15 protein-coding genes are annotated in these 16479 nt (G+C 66.0%); 9 read left to right on the forward strand and 6 right to left on the reverse strand.

What is annotated here, in order from left to right:
- The first annotated feature begins 44 nt into the window (after positions 1–44).
- From GB880_RS06385 to GB880_RS06400, 4 genes are all read left to right on the forward strand, one after another.
- Positions 45–1298, forward strand: coding sequence for an amino acid ABC transporter permease (locus GB880_RS06385; RefSeq protein ID WP_154490388.1), 1254 nt, complete (start codon positions 45–47; stop codon positions 1296–1298).
- A 1-nt stretch (position 1299) separates the two neighbouring features.
- Complete coding sequence (locus GB880_RS06390; RefSeq protein WP_154490386.1) at positions 1300–2754, forward strand: amino acid ABC transporter permease; 1455 nt, start codon at positions 1300–1302, stop codon at positions 2752–2754.
- Positions 2755–2764: 10 nt separating this feature from the next.
- Positions 2765–3535, forward strand: coding sequence for an amino acid ABC transporter ATP-binding protein (locus tag GB880_RS06395; protein WP_154490384.1), 771 nt, complete (start codon positions 2765–2767; stop codon positions 3533–3535).
- 84 nt (positions 3536–3619) lie between these two features.
- Entirely contained in the window at positions 3620–4456 is an 837-nt protein-coding gene (locus tag GB880_RS06400; RefSeq protein WP_154490382.1) for a calcium-binding protein, read from the forward strand.
- 46 nt (positions 4457–4502) lie between these two features.
- Here GB880_RS06400 and GB880_RS06405 read toward each other — a convergent pair whose 3' ends face one another.
- Positions 4503–5363 (reverse strand): D-amino-acid transaminase, encoded by an 861-nt coding sequence (locus GB880_RS06405; protein ID WP_154490380.1) that lies wholly within the window; start codon positions 5361–5363, stop codon positions 4503–4505.
- A 169-nt stretch (positions 5364–5532) separates the two neighbouring features.
- Between GB880_RS06405 and GB880_RS06410 the strand changes: the two genes are divergently transcribed.
- A complete protein-coding gene (locus GB880_RS06410) occupies positions 5533–6489 on the forward strand; it encodes an L-malyl-CoA/beta-methylmalyl-CoA lyase (RefSeq protein ID WP_154490378.1) in 957 nt (318 codons plus the stop codon).
- Between the two features lie 436 nt (positions 6490–6925).
- Here GB880_RS06410 and GB880_RS06415 read toward each other — a convergent pair whose 3' ends face one another.
- The 4 genes from GB880_RS06415 to GB880_RS06430 are packed head-to-tail and all read right to left on the reverse strand — an operon-like array spanning position 6926 to position 11982.
- Positions 6926–8563 carry an ABC transporter ATP-binding protein gene (locus tag GB880_RS06415; protein WP_154490376.1) on the reverse strand — a complete coding sequence of 546 codons (1638 nt, stop codon included), beginning with the start codon at positions 8561–8563 and terminating at the stop codon, positions 6926–6928.
- Positions 8560–9372, reverse strand: coding sequence for an ABC transporter permease (locus tag GB880_RS06420; protein ID WP_154490374.1), 813 nt, complete (start codon positions 9370–9372; stop codon positions 8560–8562). The genes GB880_RS06415 and GB880_RS06420 overlap by 4 nt, the downstream gene beginning before the upstream one ends.
- Positions 9369–10307, reverse strand: coding sequence for an ABC transporter permease (locus GB880_RS06425; protein WP_154490372.1), 939 nt, complete (start codon positions 10305–10307; stop codon positions 9369–9371). Before GB880_RS06425 ends, GB880_RS06420 begins: the two co-directional genes overlap by 4 nt.
- Positions 10308–10347: 40 nt before the next feature.
- Positions 10348–11982, reverse strand: a complete 1635-nt coding sequence (locus GB880_RS06430; protein ID WP_154490370.1) for an MFS transporter — start codon at positions 11980–11982, stop codon at positions 10348–10350.
- Between the two features lie 245 nt (positions 11983–12227).
- Between GB880_RS06430 and GB880_RS06435 the strand changes: the two genes are divergently transcribed.
- Positions 12228–13529 (forward strand): D-amino acid dehydrogenase, encoded by a 1302-nt coding sequence (locus tag GB880_RS06435; protein WP_154490368.1) that lies wholly within the window; start codon positions 12228–12230, stop codon positions 13527–13529.
- Between the two features lie 82 nt (positions 13530–13611).
- On the opposite strand, the gene GB880_RS06440 is transcribed toward GB880_RS06435, so the two are convergent.
- The gene (locus tag GB880_RS06440) at positions 13612–13872 is read right to left on the reverse strand and encodes a GlsB/YeaQ/YmgE family stress response membrane protein (protein WP_154490366.1); all 261 of its coding nucleotides are present in this window, start codon (positions 13870–13872) and stop codon (positions 13612–13614) included.
- 275 nt (positions 13873–14147) lie between these two features.
- Here GB880_RS06440 and GB880_RS06445 point away from each other — a divergent pair, with 275 nt between their 5' ends.
- The 3 genes from GB880_RS06445 (at position 14148) to GB880_RS06455 (ending at position 16463) form a co-directional block, all read left to right on the forward strand.
- Positions 14148–14894 (forward strand): L,D-transpeptidase, encoded by a 747-nt coding sequence (locus GB880_RS06445; RefSeq protein WP_154490365.1) that lies wholly within the window; start codon positions 14148–14150, stop codon positions 14892–14894.
- A 119-nt stretch (positions 14895–15013) separates the two neighbouring features.
- A complete protein-coding gene (locus GB880_RS06450; protein ID WP_154490363.1) occupies positions 15014–15484 on the forward strand; it encodes a hypothetical protein in 471 nt (156 codons plus the stop codon).
- A 67-nt stretch (positions 15485–15551) separates the two neighbouring features.
- A complete protein-coding gene (locus GB880_RS06455; RefSeq protein ID WP_154490361.1) occupies positions 15552–16463 on the forward strand; it encodes a lytic transglycosylase domain-containing protein in 912 nt (303 codons plus the stop codon).
- Positions 16464–16479: the final 16 nt, after the last annotated feature.

The raw sequence follows: 16479 nt of genomic DNA on the forward strand, positions 1-16479 counted from the left end.
AGGTCAAAGACCCGGATGCCAGCCGGCACAGGGGGTTCTGGATCATGGTTACCTATCCGGGGGCGGAGAAGCCGCCATTCCGATTGTCCATGCTGGTCTATGACCAGCGCTACCGCTCGCTGACCTTGCAGGCGATCGTCTTTATCCTGGTGATGCTGTTTGCCAGCTGGCTGATCGACAACACGGTGCGCAACCTTGCCGTGATGGGCAAGACCTTCAGCTTCGACTTTCTGTTCCGTCGCGCAGGTTACGACATACCGCAGCAGCTGATCCCCTATACCTCGGACGACACGCATCTGCGGGCGACCGTGGTGGGGCTGCTGAACACCTTGCTGGTGTCGGTGCTGGGCTGCATCGCGGCCACCATCGTGGGCGTGATCGCGGGGGTGCTGCGGCTGTCGTCGAACTGGCTCATCGCGCGGCTGATGACGATCTATGTGGAAATATTCCGCAACGTGCCGCTGCTGCTGTGGATTCTGGTGATCCTGGCCATCTTTACCGAGGTGATCCCGGCGCCCAATGCCTATCGCGGAGAGAATCCGCAGGCCAGCATGATCCTGTTCGACACCATTGCCCCCACCAATCGCTATACGGCCATCCCGTCCCTGGCCATGACCAATCCGCCCGGCACGATTGCACTGGGGCGCGAGGGCATCAGCTGGGCGGTCATCGTCTTTGCAGCCGTGCTGACTGCGGCCTGGATCGCGCATCGCCGCCTCAAGGCCTGGGCGCAGCGCATTCAGGATGCCACCGGGCGTCGTCCCTCGACCTGGTGGATCAGCCTGGCGCTGTTCGTGCTGCCGGTGCTGCTGCTCAGCTGGTATTACGGTCTGCATCTGGTGCCGCCAGAGCTGCGCGGCTTCAACTTTGCCGGCGGGATCAATGTGGACAACTCGCTGGTGGTGCTGTGGCTGGCGCTGACCCTTTATACCGGCGCCTTCATCGCCGAAATCGTGCGCGCCGGCATTCTGGCCGTCAGCAAGGGTCAGACCGAGGCCGCCTATGCCCTGGGGCTGCGTCCGCGCCGCACCATGTCGCTGGTGATCCTGCCGCAGGCGCTGCGGGTGATCGTGCCGCCGCTGATCTCGCAATATCTGAACCTGACCAAGAACAGTTCTCTGGCCATTGCCGTCGGCTACATGGATCTGCGCGGCACGCTGGGGGGCACGACCCTGAACCAGACCGGGCGCGAGATGGAATGCATGATCCTGATGATGGGCATCTATCTGGCGCTGAGCCTGATCATCTCGGGCGCGATGAACGTGTTCAACAGTCGCGTCAAGCTGAAGGAGCGGTGAGATGAGTGAGACCCACGCCCAAACCACCGCCTATGTCCGCGACACCATGCTGCCGCCGCAGCCACCGCCGGTGTCGGAACGCGGCGCGGTCAAATGGCTGCGCGAGAACCTGTTCTCGGGGCCGCTCAACATCGGGCTGACCATCCTTGGCCTGGCCATCGTCTGGCTGGTGGTCGGCACGATCTGGCCCTGGCTGTCGCATTCTGTCTGGAACGCCGACAGCATGGCCGATTGTCGCCGCATCATCGCCGAGACCTGGGGCGAGGGCGCCCATGGCGCCTGTTTTGCCATCATCAAGCACCGCTGGAACCAGTTCGTCTTCGGCTTCTACCCGCAGGCGCTGTATTGGCGCCCGGTGCTGGCCTTTGGCCTGCTGTTCCTGGCGCTGGCGCCGGTGCTGTTTTCCGAAAGCCCGCGCGCGCGCCATATCGTGCTGGGGCTGGCGGTGGTGCTGACGGTGCTGTTCTGCGCGCTGCTGGGCGCAGGCGGCACGGCGCTGCTGCTGATCGCGGGGGTGATGATCGCCTGGGCGCTGATGGTCGAGATGCGGCCGGGATGGGCATTGCTGGCAACCCTGGTCTATCCCTTCGTGGCGGTCTGGCTGCTGTGGGGGGGATCGCTGTGGCAGGAAATCGCGGCCCTTGCCGGCTTTGCCATCGGCTTCGGCATCTGGCGACTGCTTGCGGCACGGCTGGGCATGGCGGCATTCGCCGCCGCAGTGGTGGGCGCGGCAATCTGGTGGCTGCTGCTTTCCGCACCGGTTGCCAATATGCTCTCTGCGGTGCTGCCCTTGCGGCTGCAGCCGGTATCCTCGGATCAGTTCGGGGGATTCGTGCTGTCCATCACCATCGGCGTGGCCGGCATCGCGCTGTCGCTGCCGCTGGGTGTGGTGCTTGCCCTGGCGCGGCGATCCGACCTGCCCATCATCAAGATGATGGCGGTGATGTTCATCGAGTTCATCCGCGGGGTGCCGCTGATCACGCTGCTGTTCGTGGCATCGCTGCTGCTGAACTATTTCCTGCCGCCCGGCACGAATTTCGACATCATCCTGCGGGTCATCATCATGGTCACGATCTTTTCGGCCGCCTATATGGCCGAGGTGATCCGCGGCGGTCTGGCCGCCCTGCCCAGGGGGCAATACGAGGCCGCCGATGCGCTGGGACTGGATTACTGGAAGGCGCAGCGGCTGATCATCCTGCCGCAGGCGCTGAAAATCTCGATCCCCGGCATCGTCTCGACCTTCATCGGCATGTTCAAGGACACCACGCTGGTGGTCTTTGTCGGCCTGTTCGACCCGCTGAAGGCCATGGCCGACACCATCCGCGCCAGCTTCGAATGGAAAGGCGCCTATTGGGAGCCCTATATCTTCGTCGGGGCGATCTTCTTCATCATCTGTTTCGGCATGTCGCGCTATTCGATGTATCTCGAACGCCGGCTGAAGCGCGACCACCGCTGAGGAGCATTCCATGGCCCAGAACCAACCTATCCAGGCCCCGATGGCCGAAGCCGCGATCGAGATTTCGCGCCTGAACAAATGGTATGGCACCTTTCACGTCCTGCGCGACATCGATCTGAGCGTTGGCCGCGGCGAGCGCATCGTCATCGCCGGCCCCTCGGGGTCGGGGAAATCGACGCTGATCCGCTGCATCAACCGGCTCGAGGAACACCAGTCCGGCAAGATAGTCGTCGATGGCACCGAACTGACCCATGATCTGAAGAACATCGACAAGGTCCGGTCCGAGGTCGGGATGGTGTTCCAGCACTTCAACCTGTTCCCGCATCTGACCATCCTGGAAAACTGCACCCTGGCGCCGATCTGGGTGCGCAAGATCCCGCGCCAGCAGGCCGAAGAAACGGCGATGCATTTCCTGACCAAGGTCAAGATCCCCGATCAGGCGCATAAATACCCCGGCCAGCTGTCCGGCGGCCAGCAGCAGCGCGTGGCGATCGCGCGCGCGCTGTGCATGCGCCCGCGCATCATGCTGTTCGACGAGCCGACATCGGCCCTGGACCCCGAGATGATCAAGGAGGTCCTGGACACCATGATCGAATTGGCCGAGGACGGCATGACCATGCTGTGCGTCACCCATGAGATGGGCTTTGCCCAGGCGGTGGCGCATCGGGTCATCTTCATGGACCAGGGCCAGATCGTCGAACAGAACACGCCCAAGGAGTTCTTCAACAACCCCAAATCCGAACGCACCAAGCTGTTTCTCAGCCAGATCCTGGGGCATTGAACAGGGCGCGGAGGAGCGGCTTTCGCCGGTTGCCGCGGCGGCCGGCGTCGGTCTATCCTGCGGCCAACAGCGGACGAGGGTGCGATGAACGAAATGCTTTTCCTGGTGGTCGGGCTGCTGGGTCTGGCCGGAATCGGGGCGCTGGTCGCCAATAACGACGACGATGTTCCGCCCGAGGAGCCGGGCGATCCCACCGGTGGCCGCGAGGTGATCGAAGGCACGGCCGAGGACGACATCCTGACCGGCACCGATGCCGGCGATGCCATCCTGGGGATGGGGGGCAACGATTCCATCGCCGCAGGGGCGGGCGACGACCTGGTCTATGGCGGGCTTGGCCGTGATACCGTCGACGCCGATGCCGGCGATGACGAAATCTATCTGGGCGCGGATGACGATGTCTATGGCGCGGCGAACCCCGGCGCCGACGAGGGCGCCGATTCCATCCACGGCGGCAGCGGCAACGATACCATCATCGTCAACGGCGGCGATCACGCGCTGTGGGGCGATGACGGCGACGACCGGCTCGAGGATCTGGGCGGCCGGGTGCAGATCGACGGCGGCGACGGCGACGACCTGATCCTGTCGCCAGATGCCTCGGATGCCGATGCGCGCGACAGCCTGCTGGGCGGCGCGGGCGATGACACCATTCATGCCGGCGCCGGCGATTTCGTCGATCCGGGCACCGGCAGCGACCAGATCATGCTGCGCGGCGATGCCGGCGGCGCGGCGGAAATCCTTTACGGCAGCGCCGACCGGCTGAACATCGGCCTGCCTGCCGATTACGCCGGCGCGGGCGAATATCAGCTGGTCCAGGACGGCGAGGACGTGCGCCTGCTGCTGGACGGGCAAGAGGTGGCCTTGCTGCGCGGGGTGCAGGCGGCCAATGTGCGCAATATCGCGGTTACCCGCGACCTCGCGTGATTGCAGCGGGCGGCGGGCGCGGGACCAAGCCGCGCCCCCTGTCCGGTCAGATCGCGGTTTTGCGCGATTCTTCCAGGTAGATCTCGCGCAGGCGAGTGGTGATCGGCCCGGGCTTGCCATCGCCCAGCACCGCGCCGTCGATTTCCACCACCGGCATCACGAAGGCCGAGGCCGAGGTAAAGAACGCCTCGTCCGCGGCCTGCGCCTCGGCGATGGTGAAGGGGCGTTCCTCGATCTGCATCTGCGCCTCGCGGGCAAAGCGCAGCAGGGCGGCGCGGGTGATGCCGTGCAGGATGTCGTTGGACAGCTGCCGGGTGATGATGCGGCCGTCCTTGACGATATAGGTATTGTTCGACGTTCCTTCGGTCACGAACCCGTCCTCGACCAGCCAGGCGTCGTCGGCGCCCTGGGCCTTGGCCTGCATCTTGGCCAGCGAGGGATACAGTAGCTGCACGGTCTTGATGTCACGCCGGGCCCAGCGCAAATCCTCGACCGAGATCACCCGGATGCCGGTGCGCGCTTGCGGATTGGCCGCCAGCCCCGGCTTGGCCTGGGTGAAAAGCACCACCGTCGGCGGCGTGTCGGCGGGCGGAAAGGCAAAGTCGCGGTCGCCGGGGTTGCCGCGCGTCACCTGCAGATAGACCATGCCTTCCTCGATGCCGTTCAGCTCGACCAGTTTCCGGTGGATGGCCAGCCATTCGTCATCCGTCAGCGGGTTGCGGATCTGCAGCGCCTCGAGCGAGCGGCCAAGCCGCGCCAGATGGCCCGGGAAATCCAGCAGCTTGCCGTCCAGCACGCTGGTCACCTCATAGACGCCATCGGCCATGACAAAGCCGCGATCAAAGATCGACACCCGGGCCTCGGCCTCGGGCAGGTATTCGCCGTTGAGATAGACGGTGCGGGTCATCGGGGTCTCCGTAAGCTGGGATGGGCTGGTCCTGCGCCGAAAGCGGGCAGCCGTCAAGTCCGGGCCGGCAGCCTGTTTCGCAATTGCAAAACACGCTTGATGCAGATGCAGCAATTATCTAACAACATACCTGCCACAATTGTAACTTCATTGCCAAGACGAGGCGCCCATGTCCTTTCGCATCCAACCGCCCGCCCCGGCGCGTCTGAACCGCTGCCAGCTTTTCGGCCCTGGCTCGCGCGAAGCGCTTTTTGAAAAGATGGCCCGGTCCGAGGCGGATGTGATCAACCTGGATCTGGAGGATTCGGTTGCGCCCGACGACAAGCCGCAGGCGCGGCGCAATATCATCCAGGCGATCGGCGACATCGACTGGGGCAACAAGACGCTTTCGGTGCGCATCAACGGGCTGGACACGCCGTTCTGGTATCGCGATGTGGTCGATCTGCTGGAACAGGCGGGCGAGCGGCTGGACCAGATCATGATCCCCAAGGTCGGCAATGCTGCCGACGTCTATGCCGTCGATGCGCTGGTCACCGCCATCGAGGCCGCCAAGGGTCGGCAAAAGCGCATCAGCCTTGAGGTCATCATCGAATCCGCCGCCGGCATCTCGCATGTCGAGGAAATCGCCGCCGCCTCGCCCCGGTTGCAGGCGATGAGCCTGGGCGCGGCCGATTTCGCCGCCAGCATGGGCATGGCGACCACCGGCATCGGCGGGACGCAGGAAAACTATTACATGACCCATGGCGGCGCTCGTTACTGGGCCGATCCCTGGCACTGGGCGCAGGCGGCAATCGTCGCGGCCTGCCGCACCCATGGCGTGCTGCCGGTCGATGGTCCCTTCGGCGATTTCAGCGATGACGAAGGCTTTCGCGCCCAGGCCCGGCGCTCGGCCACGCTGGGCATGGTGGGAAAATGGGCCATCCATCCCAAGCAGGTCGCCTTGGCCAATGAGGTGTTTTCCCCCAGTGCCGAGGCGGTCGGCGAAGCGCGCGAGATCCTTGCCGCGATGGAGGAAGCCAAGCGCAGCGGCGCCGGTGCGACGGTATACAAAGGTCGACTGGTTGACATCGCCTCTATCCGTCAGGCAGAAGTGATCGTGCGCCAGGCAGAGTTGATCAACGCCTGAGCAACGGAACACCTGGGCGGCCGTGCGGGGAGGCCGGTCGCCATTTCAGGGGGGGAGCAGCAGGCCCTGCGCATGCGGGGCCTGTTGTCGTCTGTAACCCAGACATGGCCGGGAAACCCATGGCTGCAAGGTTCCGGGTGGAGGTCGCAGTTGGTTGAAATGCGATGACTTTCAGGTCCCTGGATGCTGGTCCGGGACTGGGCTCATGCAGCCCGCCCCCAGCGTGTCCGAATAATCCGGGCGTCATCGCCGGCCCGCTCCGGCGCGCCCTCGCGCCAGGGCCAGGGCAGCGGGCCTTCGGGCATCGCGGGATAGCAGCCGAACAGCAAGGGGCGAATCAGCGCGTCCTGTGCTGCCCGCGCAGGGCGAATCGCCCGGACGGTTGTGGCTGGTCTGGTCATGATACGGTTCATCGGGTCGCCGTGGCAGTTGTCGCTCAGGGGGCGTCCGTGTGCACGGACTCGGCATCCAAGGCAAGGGACTGCACCGAATCGTGAAAGGCCAGTTCGGGGGGGATCTGCGGGGTCGCTGCCATCAGGCCGCGGGTATAGGGATGTTGCGGGTTTTCCATGACCGCGATGGTCGGTCCCTGTTCCACGATCCGGCCCTGCTGCATGATCAGAACCCTGTCGGTGATCTGGCGGACCACCGACAGATCATGGCTGATGAACAGATAGCTCAGACCATGGCTGACGCGCAGCCGCGCCAGCAGATCCAGAACCTGTGCGCGCACCCGCACGTCCAGCGCGCTGACCGCCTCGTCCAGCACGATCAGCCGTGGCTTGATGATCAGGGCGCGGGCAATGGCGATGCGTTGGCGCTGACCGCCGCTGAATTCATGGATGTGGCGGCGCAGGGCATCCCCGGTGATGCCTACCTCGAACAGGGCTTCGGCGACCTGTTCGCGCCAGTCCCGCGGACGCCCGATCAGATGGAAGGGTTCGGCCACCAGCCGCTCGACCCGCCAGCGCGGATCGAAACTGGCGAATGGGTCCTGGAACACGACCTGCATGCGTGCGCGCAGCTCTGCCGGCATCTGGCGGCCGGCGCGGACAGGGTGCCCGTCCAGCGTGATCTGGCCGCCCTGCAACGGATCAAGTCCCAGGATGGCGCGTGTCAGCGTGGATTTGCCGCAGCCCGATTCCCCGATCAGTCCAAGGGATTCGCCGGCATCCAGCCGCAGACTGACACCATCGACCGCGCGCAGCATCCCCCGCGGCTGGCCGCGCGCCGGCCAGGGCAAGGGATATTCGCGCACCGCATCCGTCACCTGAAGTAACGGTTTCGGCTGGGGAGGGGGCAACACAAGGCGCGGCTGATGGGTCGATGCTGCAAACAGCGCCCGGGTATATTCGTGCCGGCGCTGGCGAAACACCTGCGCGACGCTGCCCTGTTCGACGATCTGGCCCCGGTTCATCACCGCCACCCGATCGGCGATGCCCGCCACCACGGCAAGGTCATGGGTGATCAACAGAAGCGACATCCGCTCTTCGCGGACCAGCTGGCGCAGCAGGGACAGGATCTGCGCCTGCGTGGTCACATCCAGCGCGGTGGTCGGTTCGTCTGCGATCAGCAGATCCGGCCTTTCGGCGATGGCCATGGCGATGGCGACGCGCTGGCGCTGGCCGCCGGACAGTTCATGCGGATAGAGCGTCAGCGGAAAGCGTGGCGAGCCCAGCCCCACGCGGTCCAGCCGTTCGCGCGCGCGCAGCAGCGCCCTGTCGCAGGGCAGGCCCTGGTGGATGCGCAGAACCTCGGCCACCTGATCGCCAATGGTCATCAGCGGATTCAGCGCCGTCATCGGCTCCTGGAAGATCATGCCGATGCGCTTGCCCCGGATGCGGCACAGCGCCGGATCGGGCAGTTCCAGCAGGTTGCGGCCATCCAGCTCGACCCGGCCATCGGTCCGGGCGCCGGGGGGCAGCAGGCCGATGATTGCAAGTGCCGCCATCGACTTGCCCGAGCCGCTTTCCCCCACCAACCCGGTGATTTCGCCCGGCATCAGCCGCAGGTTGATGCCGCGCAGGATCGGGTGGTGGCCGATGCTCAGCTGCAGGCCCTTGACCTCGATCATGGCGACCTGCGCAACCTGGGGTCCAGCGCATCGCGCAGCCCGTCGCCGAGCAGGTTCAGCCCCAGCACGGTGATGACGATGGCCAGGCCGGGGATGATCGCGACATGCGGTGCCAGCGAGACCATGGTCTGCGCCTCGGCCAGCATCCGCCCCCAGCTGGGCGTGGGCGGCTGCGCGCCCAGTCCGACATAGGACAGGCCGGCCTCGGCCAGGATGCCCAGGCTGAACTGGATGGTGCCCTGCACGATCAGCACATTGGCGATGTTGGGCAACACATGCTGCCAGCTGATGCGCGCCGGCCCCTTGCCGGCGACCTGGGCGGCGCGGATGAAATCCAGCGTCCAGATCGGCAGGGCCGAGGCGCGGGTGACGCGGGCAAAGACCGGGATGTTGAAGATGCCGATGGCGATGATGGCATTGACCGCCGATGGCCCCAGCGCGGCCGTGATCAGGATGGCGATAACCAGGCTGGGAAAGGCAAAGACCAGGTCGTTGCCGCGCATCACCAGCTCGTCCAGCCAGCCGCCGCTGCGGGCTGCCGCCGCCAGACCCAGCGGCACCCCCAGCCCCAGGCCGATGCCCACCGCGACCAGCGCCACAGCGATCGAGGTGCGCGCCCCTACCATGATCATCGCCAGCATGTCGCGGCCCAGATGGTCGGTGCCCAGCCAGTGCTGGGCCGAAGGCAGCCGCAGCTTCTCGCCGATGGCCAGTTCGGTGACATCGGCGGGCGTCCAGACAAAGGATAGCGCCGCCGCCAGCAGCGCCAGCCCCGACAGGACCGCCCCCAGGATCAGCGCCGCCTTCATCGCCGCAGCCTCGGATCGACCAGCGCATAGGACAGGTCGACCAGAAATGTGACCAGGATCACCGCCGCCACCAGCACCAGCACCGCGCTTTGCACCACGATCAGGTCGCGCTGGGTGATGGCCTGAAAGATCAGCCGACCCAATCCCGGCAGGTAGAACACGTTTTCAATGATGATGGCGCCGGCCAGCAGAAAGGAAAACTGCATGCCCAGGATGGTCAGCACCGGGATCAGCGCGTTGCGCAGCGCATGGCCGGTCAGCACTTGCGCCGGGCTCAGCCCCTTGGCGCGGGCGCTGCGGATGTAATCCTGGCCCAGCGTCTCGACCAGAGCCGAACGCAGTACCCGCGCCAGGATCGCCGCCTGCGGCAGCGCCAGCGCGACCGCCGGCAGGATCAGCGCCCGCAGCGCCATGCCGGGCCGGTCCCAGCCCGGAAAGCCGCCCGCGGGCAGCCAGCGCAGCTTGACCGCGAACAGCAGCACCAGCAGCATCGCGAACCAGAAATTCGGCAGCGCGATCCCGATCTGCGTCACGCCCATCACCACCGCATCGCCCGGCCGGCCGTGACGCGCGGCGGCGTAAAGCCCGATCGGCAGGGCAATGGCTGCCGCCAGCGCCAGCGCCAGCAGCGCCAGCGGCAGCGAAACCTGCATCCGGTCCAGGATCATGCCCGCGACCGGTGTCTTGTAGGTGAAGCTGTGGCCAAGATCGCCCGTCAGCACCCCGCCCAGCCAGTGCAGGTAGCGCAGGGGCAGCGGCAGATCCAGGCCCATCTGTTCGCGCAGCGCCTGCACGGTTTCGGGTTGGGCGCCGGTGCCCAGCATGAAGCTGGCCGGATCGCCCGGCACCAGCTCGACCACGGCAAAGATTACCGCCGAGGCCACCAGCAGGCTCAGCCCCAGCGAAATCAGCCGTCTGGTCAGATAGCGCATCATGATGCGAAGGCTAGTGCGGGCGCGGGAATCGGTAAAGCGGTCATGGCACCTCGAGCTTGCCCAGCAGCGGCACGTCGTCGTCCAGGCTGACGGTGTGGCGTTCGATCATGCGATGCACCTGCGGCGGGCTGTCGCCGCGATGCAGGCGGTGCAGGTCCTGATAATTCTGGAAATCCGCCTTGGTGCGGCGCAGGTTGTGGCGCACATATTCGTCCCAGGTGGCGATGTGATAGCTTTCGGTCCAGCGCTCGGGCGCCTCCAGATCGCGCAGCAGGGCCCAGTTGCGGGCCCCGTCGCGGCGGCGGATGTTGCGGCGCATCGCCATCAGCCGCAGGAATTCCGGCACGTCCTTCTGGTCGATCACATAGTCGATCATCACCATGATCGGCCCCGACCGACCGCGCAGGTCCAGCGCCAGGGGCGGTTCGCGAAAGCGGTTCGCCGGGTCGAGGTCGAGGGTGCCGAATTCGGGGATGCGCAACCAGTGTCCCAGAACCGCCCCCAGCGCCAGCGGCAGCGCGGCGGCGGTGATGGCGGCGCTGACCCCATGCGCGCTGGCGATCGCCCCCCATGTCCAGCTGCCAAGCGCCATGCCGCCGAAGGTGGCGGTCTGATACAGCGCCAGCGCGCGCGCCACCACCCAGCGCGGGGTCGAAAGCTGCACGGTCACGTTGAACAGCGACAGCGCCAGCACCCAGCTTGCCCCCGCAGGCAGCATGGCCAAGGCATGCAGCCAGGTGCTGTCGGTCAACCCTAGCAGCAGCGCCGAACCCGCAAAGGCGGCAAAGGCGATGCGGACCACGTTTTCGTTGTCGAAGCGCTCGCGCACGCGCGGATTGATCATCGCGCCGCCGATCGCGCCCAACCCGAAACAACCGAGAAGCAGGCCGAACAGCAGCGACCCGCCTTGCGGGTTTTCCTTGGCCACCAGTGGCAGCAGCGCCAGCACCACCACCGCCGAAAAGCCGAACAGCGCCCCCCGTGTCAGCACCCGCACCAGGTTGGGCGACAGCGCCACATAGCGCAGCCCGGCGCCCACGGCGGCGACAAAGGGCTCGGGCGTGGTCAGGCGCGCCGGCGTGACCGGGTGCCAGCGCAGCAGCGCCCCCAGCAGCGGCAGATAGCTGACCGCATTGACGGCAAAGGCCGCAGCCGCGCCAAAGATCGCGGTGATGATCCCGCCGGCGGCCGGGCCGACGCTGCGCATCAGGTTGAATCCGACCGAATTCAGCGTGACCGCCGCCGGCAATTCCTCGCGGGGGACCAGATCCTGCATGCTGGCCTGCCACGGCGGGTTGTAGATCGCCTGCCCGACCCCGATCAGAAAGGTCAGCGTCAGCAGCAGCACCGGCGTCATCCAGCCCTGCCAGGTCAGCACCGCCAGCAAAAGCGACACCACCGCCATGAAGGTCTGCGCCCCCAGCAACAGCGTCCGCCGGTCGAGATTGTCCGCCAGCGCCCCCGAGATCAGGGCAAAGATCATGATCGGCAGCGCGTTTGATGCCTGCACCAGCGCGATCAGCGTTGCGGAATCGGTCAGCTGCGTCATCATCCAGGCCGCGCCGACCGATTGCACCAGCCCGCCGAAATTTGAAATCAGCGTCGCCGACCACAGCAGGCGGAAATCGGCATGGCGAAACGGGGCAAACGGGCTTTTGCGCGGCGGGGGGCTCATCACTTCCGGTCCGGGTTCCTGATCCCGACATTATCAGGCCGGTGCAAGGCTGCAATCGCCCGGATGATTCGAGGCAGAGCAGGCATAAATCCTGTGATCTGCAATATGTTGCGAAGATTGTTCTGTATTATGGGCGTATCGTGCTATAATCGTGCTGATCGAGGCCTTATTCGTCCAGACTTTCGGATTTCATTTCTGCGGTTGGCGCTATTCTTGGTCAACCTGTGATGAAAGGGTGCGCGAACATGAAAGTCATCGTTCTTGGGGCCGGCGTTCTGGGTGTGACCTCTGCCTGGTATCTGGCGCAGGCGGGGCATGAGGTGACCGTGATCGACCGTCAACCCGGTCCGGCCCTGGAAACCAGCTTTGCCAATGCCGGCGAAATCTCGCCCGGCTATTCCTCGCCCTGGGCGGCGCCGGGGATCCCGCTGAAGGCGATGAAATGGCTGTTCCAGCGCCATGCGCCCCTGGTCATCCAGCCGCGGCTGGACTGGCAGCGGCTGTCCTGGATGGCGCAGATGCTGTCGAACTGCACCTCGGCCGCCTATGCCGTGAACAAGAGCCGCATGGTGCGGCTGGCAGAATACAGCCGCGACTGCCTGGCAGAGCTGCGCGCCGATACCGGCATCCGCTATGACGAACGCACCCAGGGCACGCTGCAGGTGTTCCGCAAGCAGCAGCAGATGGATGCGGCCGGCAAGGATATCGAGGTGCTGCGCGCCGATGGCGTGCCTTTCGAGGTGCTGGACACCGACGGCTGCATCGCGGCCGAACCGGGTCTGGCCGGCGCCCGCGACCGCATCGTCGGCGGCCTGCGTCTGCCCGGCGATGAAACCGGCGACTGTTTCATTTTTACCAACCGGCTTGCAGAGATGGCCGCGGCGGCCGGCGTCACCTTCAAATGGGGCGTCGATATCCAGGCGCTCGAGGCCGAGGGCGGCCGCATCACGGCGGTGCGCACCGATCAGGGCCGCTTGATCGCGGATCGCTATGTCCTGGCGCTGGGCCCGCATTCGCCGAAACTGGCCCGGCCGCTGGGGCTGAAGCTGCCGATCTATCCGCTCAAGGGGTATTCGCTGACCATCCCGATCGAGAATGCCGAGCGCGCGCCGGTGTCGACGGTGATGGATGAAACCTACAAGGTGGCGATCACCCGCCTGGGCGACCGCATCCGGGTGGGCGGCCTGGCCGAGATTGCCGGCTATGACCTGACGCTGAACCCGCGCCGCCGTGAAACGCTGGCCAAATCGGTGTCCGAGATGTTCGTGGGCGCCGGCGATCCGGCCAAGGCCCAGTTCTGGACCGGTCTGCGGCCGATGACCCCGGATGGCACCCCGATCGTCGGCGCCACGCCCATCGCCAACCTGTTCCTGAACACCGGGCATGGCACGCTGGGCTGGACCATGTCGGCCGGCTCGGGCCGTCTGATCGCCGATCTGATTTCCGGTCGCCGCCCCGAGATCGAGGCCGAAGATCTGGGCTATGCCCGGTATATGCGCGGCCACAAGGACCAGGCTGCACGCGGTCTGCGCCCGGCGACCGCCTGACGCGACAGCCTTCGCCCATATGCGACTGCCCCCGGACCGCAAGGACCGGGGGCTTTTGCGTTTTCGCGTCGTCGAGTGACGGTCAGGCGCGCTGAACCAGGCGCACCACCAGCAGCAGGATCACCGCGCCGATGGTGGCAAAGATGATCGTGCCGACGATCGGGGCCGAGGCGGCAAGTCCGAGACCCATCATCGGGAACAGCCAACCAGCGATCACGGCGCCGATGATGCCGACGACGATGTTCATCAGCAGTCCCTGGCCATGGCCCTTGACGATCAGGCCGGCGAGCCAGCCGGCAATCGCGCCGATGATCAGGGTGACAAGCAAGGCGGTAAGAGTCATCTCAGATGTTCCTTGTGCTGCAATGTATGGCAGTTTTTTCTTCTGCACAGGCAACAACCTGGGGCCGTTCCGGGTTCCCTCATCAACCGTTTCGCCACAGTGTGCCGCGGAATCGGCCGCTCACCAAGGCTTGCCCTTGACGTGATCGGGGCGGGACGGGCTGATACGAGAACACGAATCGCAACCGCCCTCTGCTCGGGCCCGGCTGCGGTCTTACCGTGAATGCTGCTGCCACGGCCGCGCCAGCGCGCGCCGCGATACAAAGGAAAGACATCATGCGCCTTGCACCGCTCATGCTGGCGATGGGATTGGGCCTTGCCGCCTGCGCTCCCGCGCCTGCCCCCACCGCCCCCAGCACGCCCTCGGTCGATCAGGGCATCTATGGCGCCCGCACCGATACCGGTCCGCGCGGCGAACCGATCGAGATTCATGCCGTTCGCAAAGCCTATCTGACCGAGCGCAACCGCCGCCAGCAGGTCGCCTATAACGGCCCCGAGGCGCCGGGCACCATCGTGGTCGACCCCTATGCGCGGTTTCTGTATTACGTGATGGAGGGTGGCCAGGCCATGCGCTATGGCGTCGCCGTGGGTCAGGCCGGCAAGAACTTTCAGGGCACCGCCACCATCAATCGCAAGGCCGCATGGCCCAGCTGGACCCCCACCGCCAACATGGTGCGCACCATGCCCGAACTTTACGGACCGCTGAAGGGCGGCCTGGCCGGGGGTGTGGACAACCCGCTGGGATCGCGGGCGCTGTATCTTTACCAGAACGGCCGCGACACGATGTATCGCATCCACGGCACCATGGACCCGTCATCGATCGGCAAGGCGACCTCGGCCGGCTGCATCCGCATGTTCAACCAGGACATCATGGACCTGTTCGATCAGGTGCCGAACGGGACGCGCGTCAAGGTGCGCAGTCAGGCCGAAAGCCTCGCGCTGGAAGGGCCGCTGGTGCAGCAACCGAACGGCTATCTGGTGCCTGCCGCCAGCGTGACCACCGCCCAGGCCACCACGCCCTGACCCTGGAGGCGTATGTCAGCCATGATGCGCCCCGGCCTGGACGCCGGGGCCTTCGATCTGGCGCAGAACCCGCTGCCGTGGCAGATTGCCGATCAGCAACCGCGTCTTGAAGGATCGCCATGGCCGCTGACCCCGATTTGCCCCAATCCCCTGCCGAGCATCTGCAAGAGCCGCAGTTTGCGCCCGCCGATCCGGGAAGCGGCGCAGAGGACGCCCAGGCGCTGATTGCCCGCAGCCGCGCGGCAGGTCTGGCGGCGCTGGACCGCGCGGGGCTGAAGGCGTTGCACCAGCAGTTGCGCCATCTGAAAAAGACCACGCAAGACAAGCCTTTGGCCCAGGCCTTGGGTCTGGCCATCCGCCGGGTCCAGGCCGAGAAGGACCGCCGCAAGGAGGAGGGCGGTGCCGAACTGCGGGCACAGCGCAAGGCCGCCCGACAGGCCGAAAAGGCCGAGCGCAAGCGCCAGAAGGACGCCGAAAAGGCCGCGCGTCAGGCGGCACGCAAGGCGGCCCGGCCCGGCGCGGCCAAGGCCGAAGCCGCTGCGAAGCCGGGGGCAAGGCCGCGCCGCAAGCCGGCAGCGGGCAAGTCCTGAGCGTCTGAACTGTTTGCAACTGCCGGCGACGCTGCTATCTGGACATCATCCCGTTTCCGAGTATGCGATGTTCAGACTGCTGCTTGCCCTTGTCCTGGCGATCATGGCCACGCCGCTTGTGGCTTACGAGGCTTTGGATGCAGTGGCGGGGCGTGCCGCGCCGCGCCATCACGATCAGCTGCGCTGCACTGCCGACGGCGCCAGCTGCATCTCGCTGCGCAGCTATGTGCCGGACGTGTGCTTCGCCATCGAGCGTTCGGCCGGGCGGCACAATCTGGATCCGCATTTCCTTGCCCGCCTGTTGTGGAAGGAAAGCCTGTTCGAGCCGGGCGCCGTCAGCCCTGTCGGGGCCATGGGCATTGCCCAGTTCATGCCCAGCACGGCCGCCATGGTCGGGCTGGACGATCCTTTCAACCCCGCCAAGGCGATCGAGGCCAGCGCCGCCTATCTGCGGCGGCTGATCGACGGTTTCGGAAACGCCGGATTGGCGGCCGTGGCCTATAACGGCGGTGAAAACCGTGCAGCGCGCTTCATCGCGCAGGGCGGCAGCCTGCCCTGGGAAACCCAGGATTACGTGCAGGCGATCACCGGGCTGACGGCCTGGAACTGGCGCGACAACCCGCCGCAGCAGCTGGACATCCGCCTGGACAAGCAACGCCCGTTCCGCGATGCCTGTGTGCAGCTGGCCGGTTCGCGCAAGCTGCGCGAGTTCAAGACCCCCGATCACCCCTGGCCCTGGGGCGTGATCGTGGCCACCCATCCCAGCCAGTCGGGCGTCACCGAGCAGGTGTCGCGGCTGAACCGGCAACTGCGTCCCATCCTGGGCGGCAAGCGCGTCAGCTATGTGCGGCGCAAGGTCTCGGGCGGGCCGCGCACGCTTTATACCGCGCAGATCGGCTATTCCAACAAGACCGAGGCCTATGCCTTTTGCAACCGGCTGCGCAGCCTGGGCGGGCGTTGCCTGGTGCTGAAGAACTGATCGCCGCGACCAGACG

Source organism: Paracoccus sp. SMMA_5_TC (assembly GCF_009696685.2).
GTDB lineage: Bacteria > Pseudomonadota > Alphaproteobacteria > Rhodobacterales > Rhodobacteraceae > Paracoccus.

What these genes read in the sequence shown, in the direction of transcription:
- GB880_RS06425 (WP_154490372.1), bottom strand. Translation starts at nt 10,307, where the DNA reads ATGATGCGCTATCTGACCAGACGGCTGATTTCGCTGGGGCTGAGCCTG.
- GB880_RS06435 (WP_154490368.1), top strand. Translation starts at nt 12,228, where the DNA reads ATGAAAGTCATCGTTCTTGGGGCCGGCGTTCTGGGTGTGACCTCTGCC.
- GB880_RS06450 (WP_154490363.1), top strand. Translation starts at nt 15,014, where the DNA reads ATGGCCGCTGACCCCGATTTGCCCCAATCCCCTGCCGAGCATCTGCAA.
- GB880_RS06410 (WP_154490378.1), top strand. Translation starts at nt 5,533, where the DNA reads ATGTCCTTTCGCATCCAACCGCCCGCCCCGGCGCGTCTGAACCGCTGC.
- GB880_RS06400 (WP_154490382.1), top strand. Translation starts at nt 3,620, where the DNA reads ATGAACGAAATGCTTTTCCTGGTGGTCGGGCTGCTGGGTCTGGCCGGA.
- GB880_RS06405 (WP_154490380.1), bottom strand. Translation starts at nt 5,363, where the DNA reads ATGACCCGCACCGTCTATCTCAACGGCGAATACCTGCCCGAGGCCGAG.
- GB880_RS06445 (WP_154490365.1), top strand. Translation starts at nt 14,148, where the DNA reads ATGCGCCTTGCACCGCTCATGCTGGCGATGGGATTGGGCCTTGCCGCC.
- GB880_RS06385 (WP_154490388.1), top strand. Translation starts at nt 45, where the DNA reads ATGGTTACCTATCCGGGGGCGGAGAAGCCGCCATTCCGATTGTCCATG.
- GB880_RS06440 (WP_154490366.1), bottom strand. Translation starts at nt 13,872, where the DNA reads ATGACTCTTACCGCCTTGCTTGTCACCCTGATCATCGGCGCGATTGCC.
- GB880_RS06420 (WP_154490374.1), bottom strand. Translation starts at nt 9,372, where the DNA reads ATGAAGGCGGCGCTGATCCTGGGGGCGGTCCTGTCGGGGCTGGCGCTG.
- GB880_RS06415 (WP_154490376.1), bottom strand. Translation starts at nt 8,563, where the DNA reads ATGATCGAGGTCAAGGGCCTGCAGCTGAGCATCGGCCACCACCCGATC.
- GB880_RS06390 (WP_154490386.1), top strand. Translation starts at nt 1,300, where the DNA reads ATGAGTGAGACCCACGCCCAAACCACCGCCTATGTCCGCGACACCATG.
- GB880_RS06395 (WP_154490384.1), top strand. Translation starts at nt 2,765, where the DNA reads ATGGCCCAGAACCAACCTATCCAGGCCCCGATGGCCGAAGCCGCGATC.
- GB880_RS06430 (WP_154490370.1), bottom strand. Translation starts at nt 11,982, where the DNA reads ATGAGCCCCCCGCCGCGCAAAAGCCCGTTTGCCCCGTTTCGCCATGCC.
- GB880_RS06455 (WP_154490361.1), top strand. Translation starts at nt 15,552, where the DNA reads ATGTTCAGACTGCTGCTTGCCCTTGTCCTGGCGATCATGGCCACGCCG.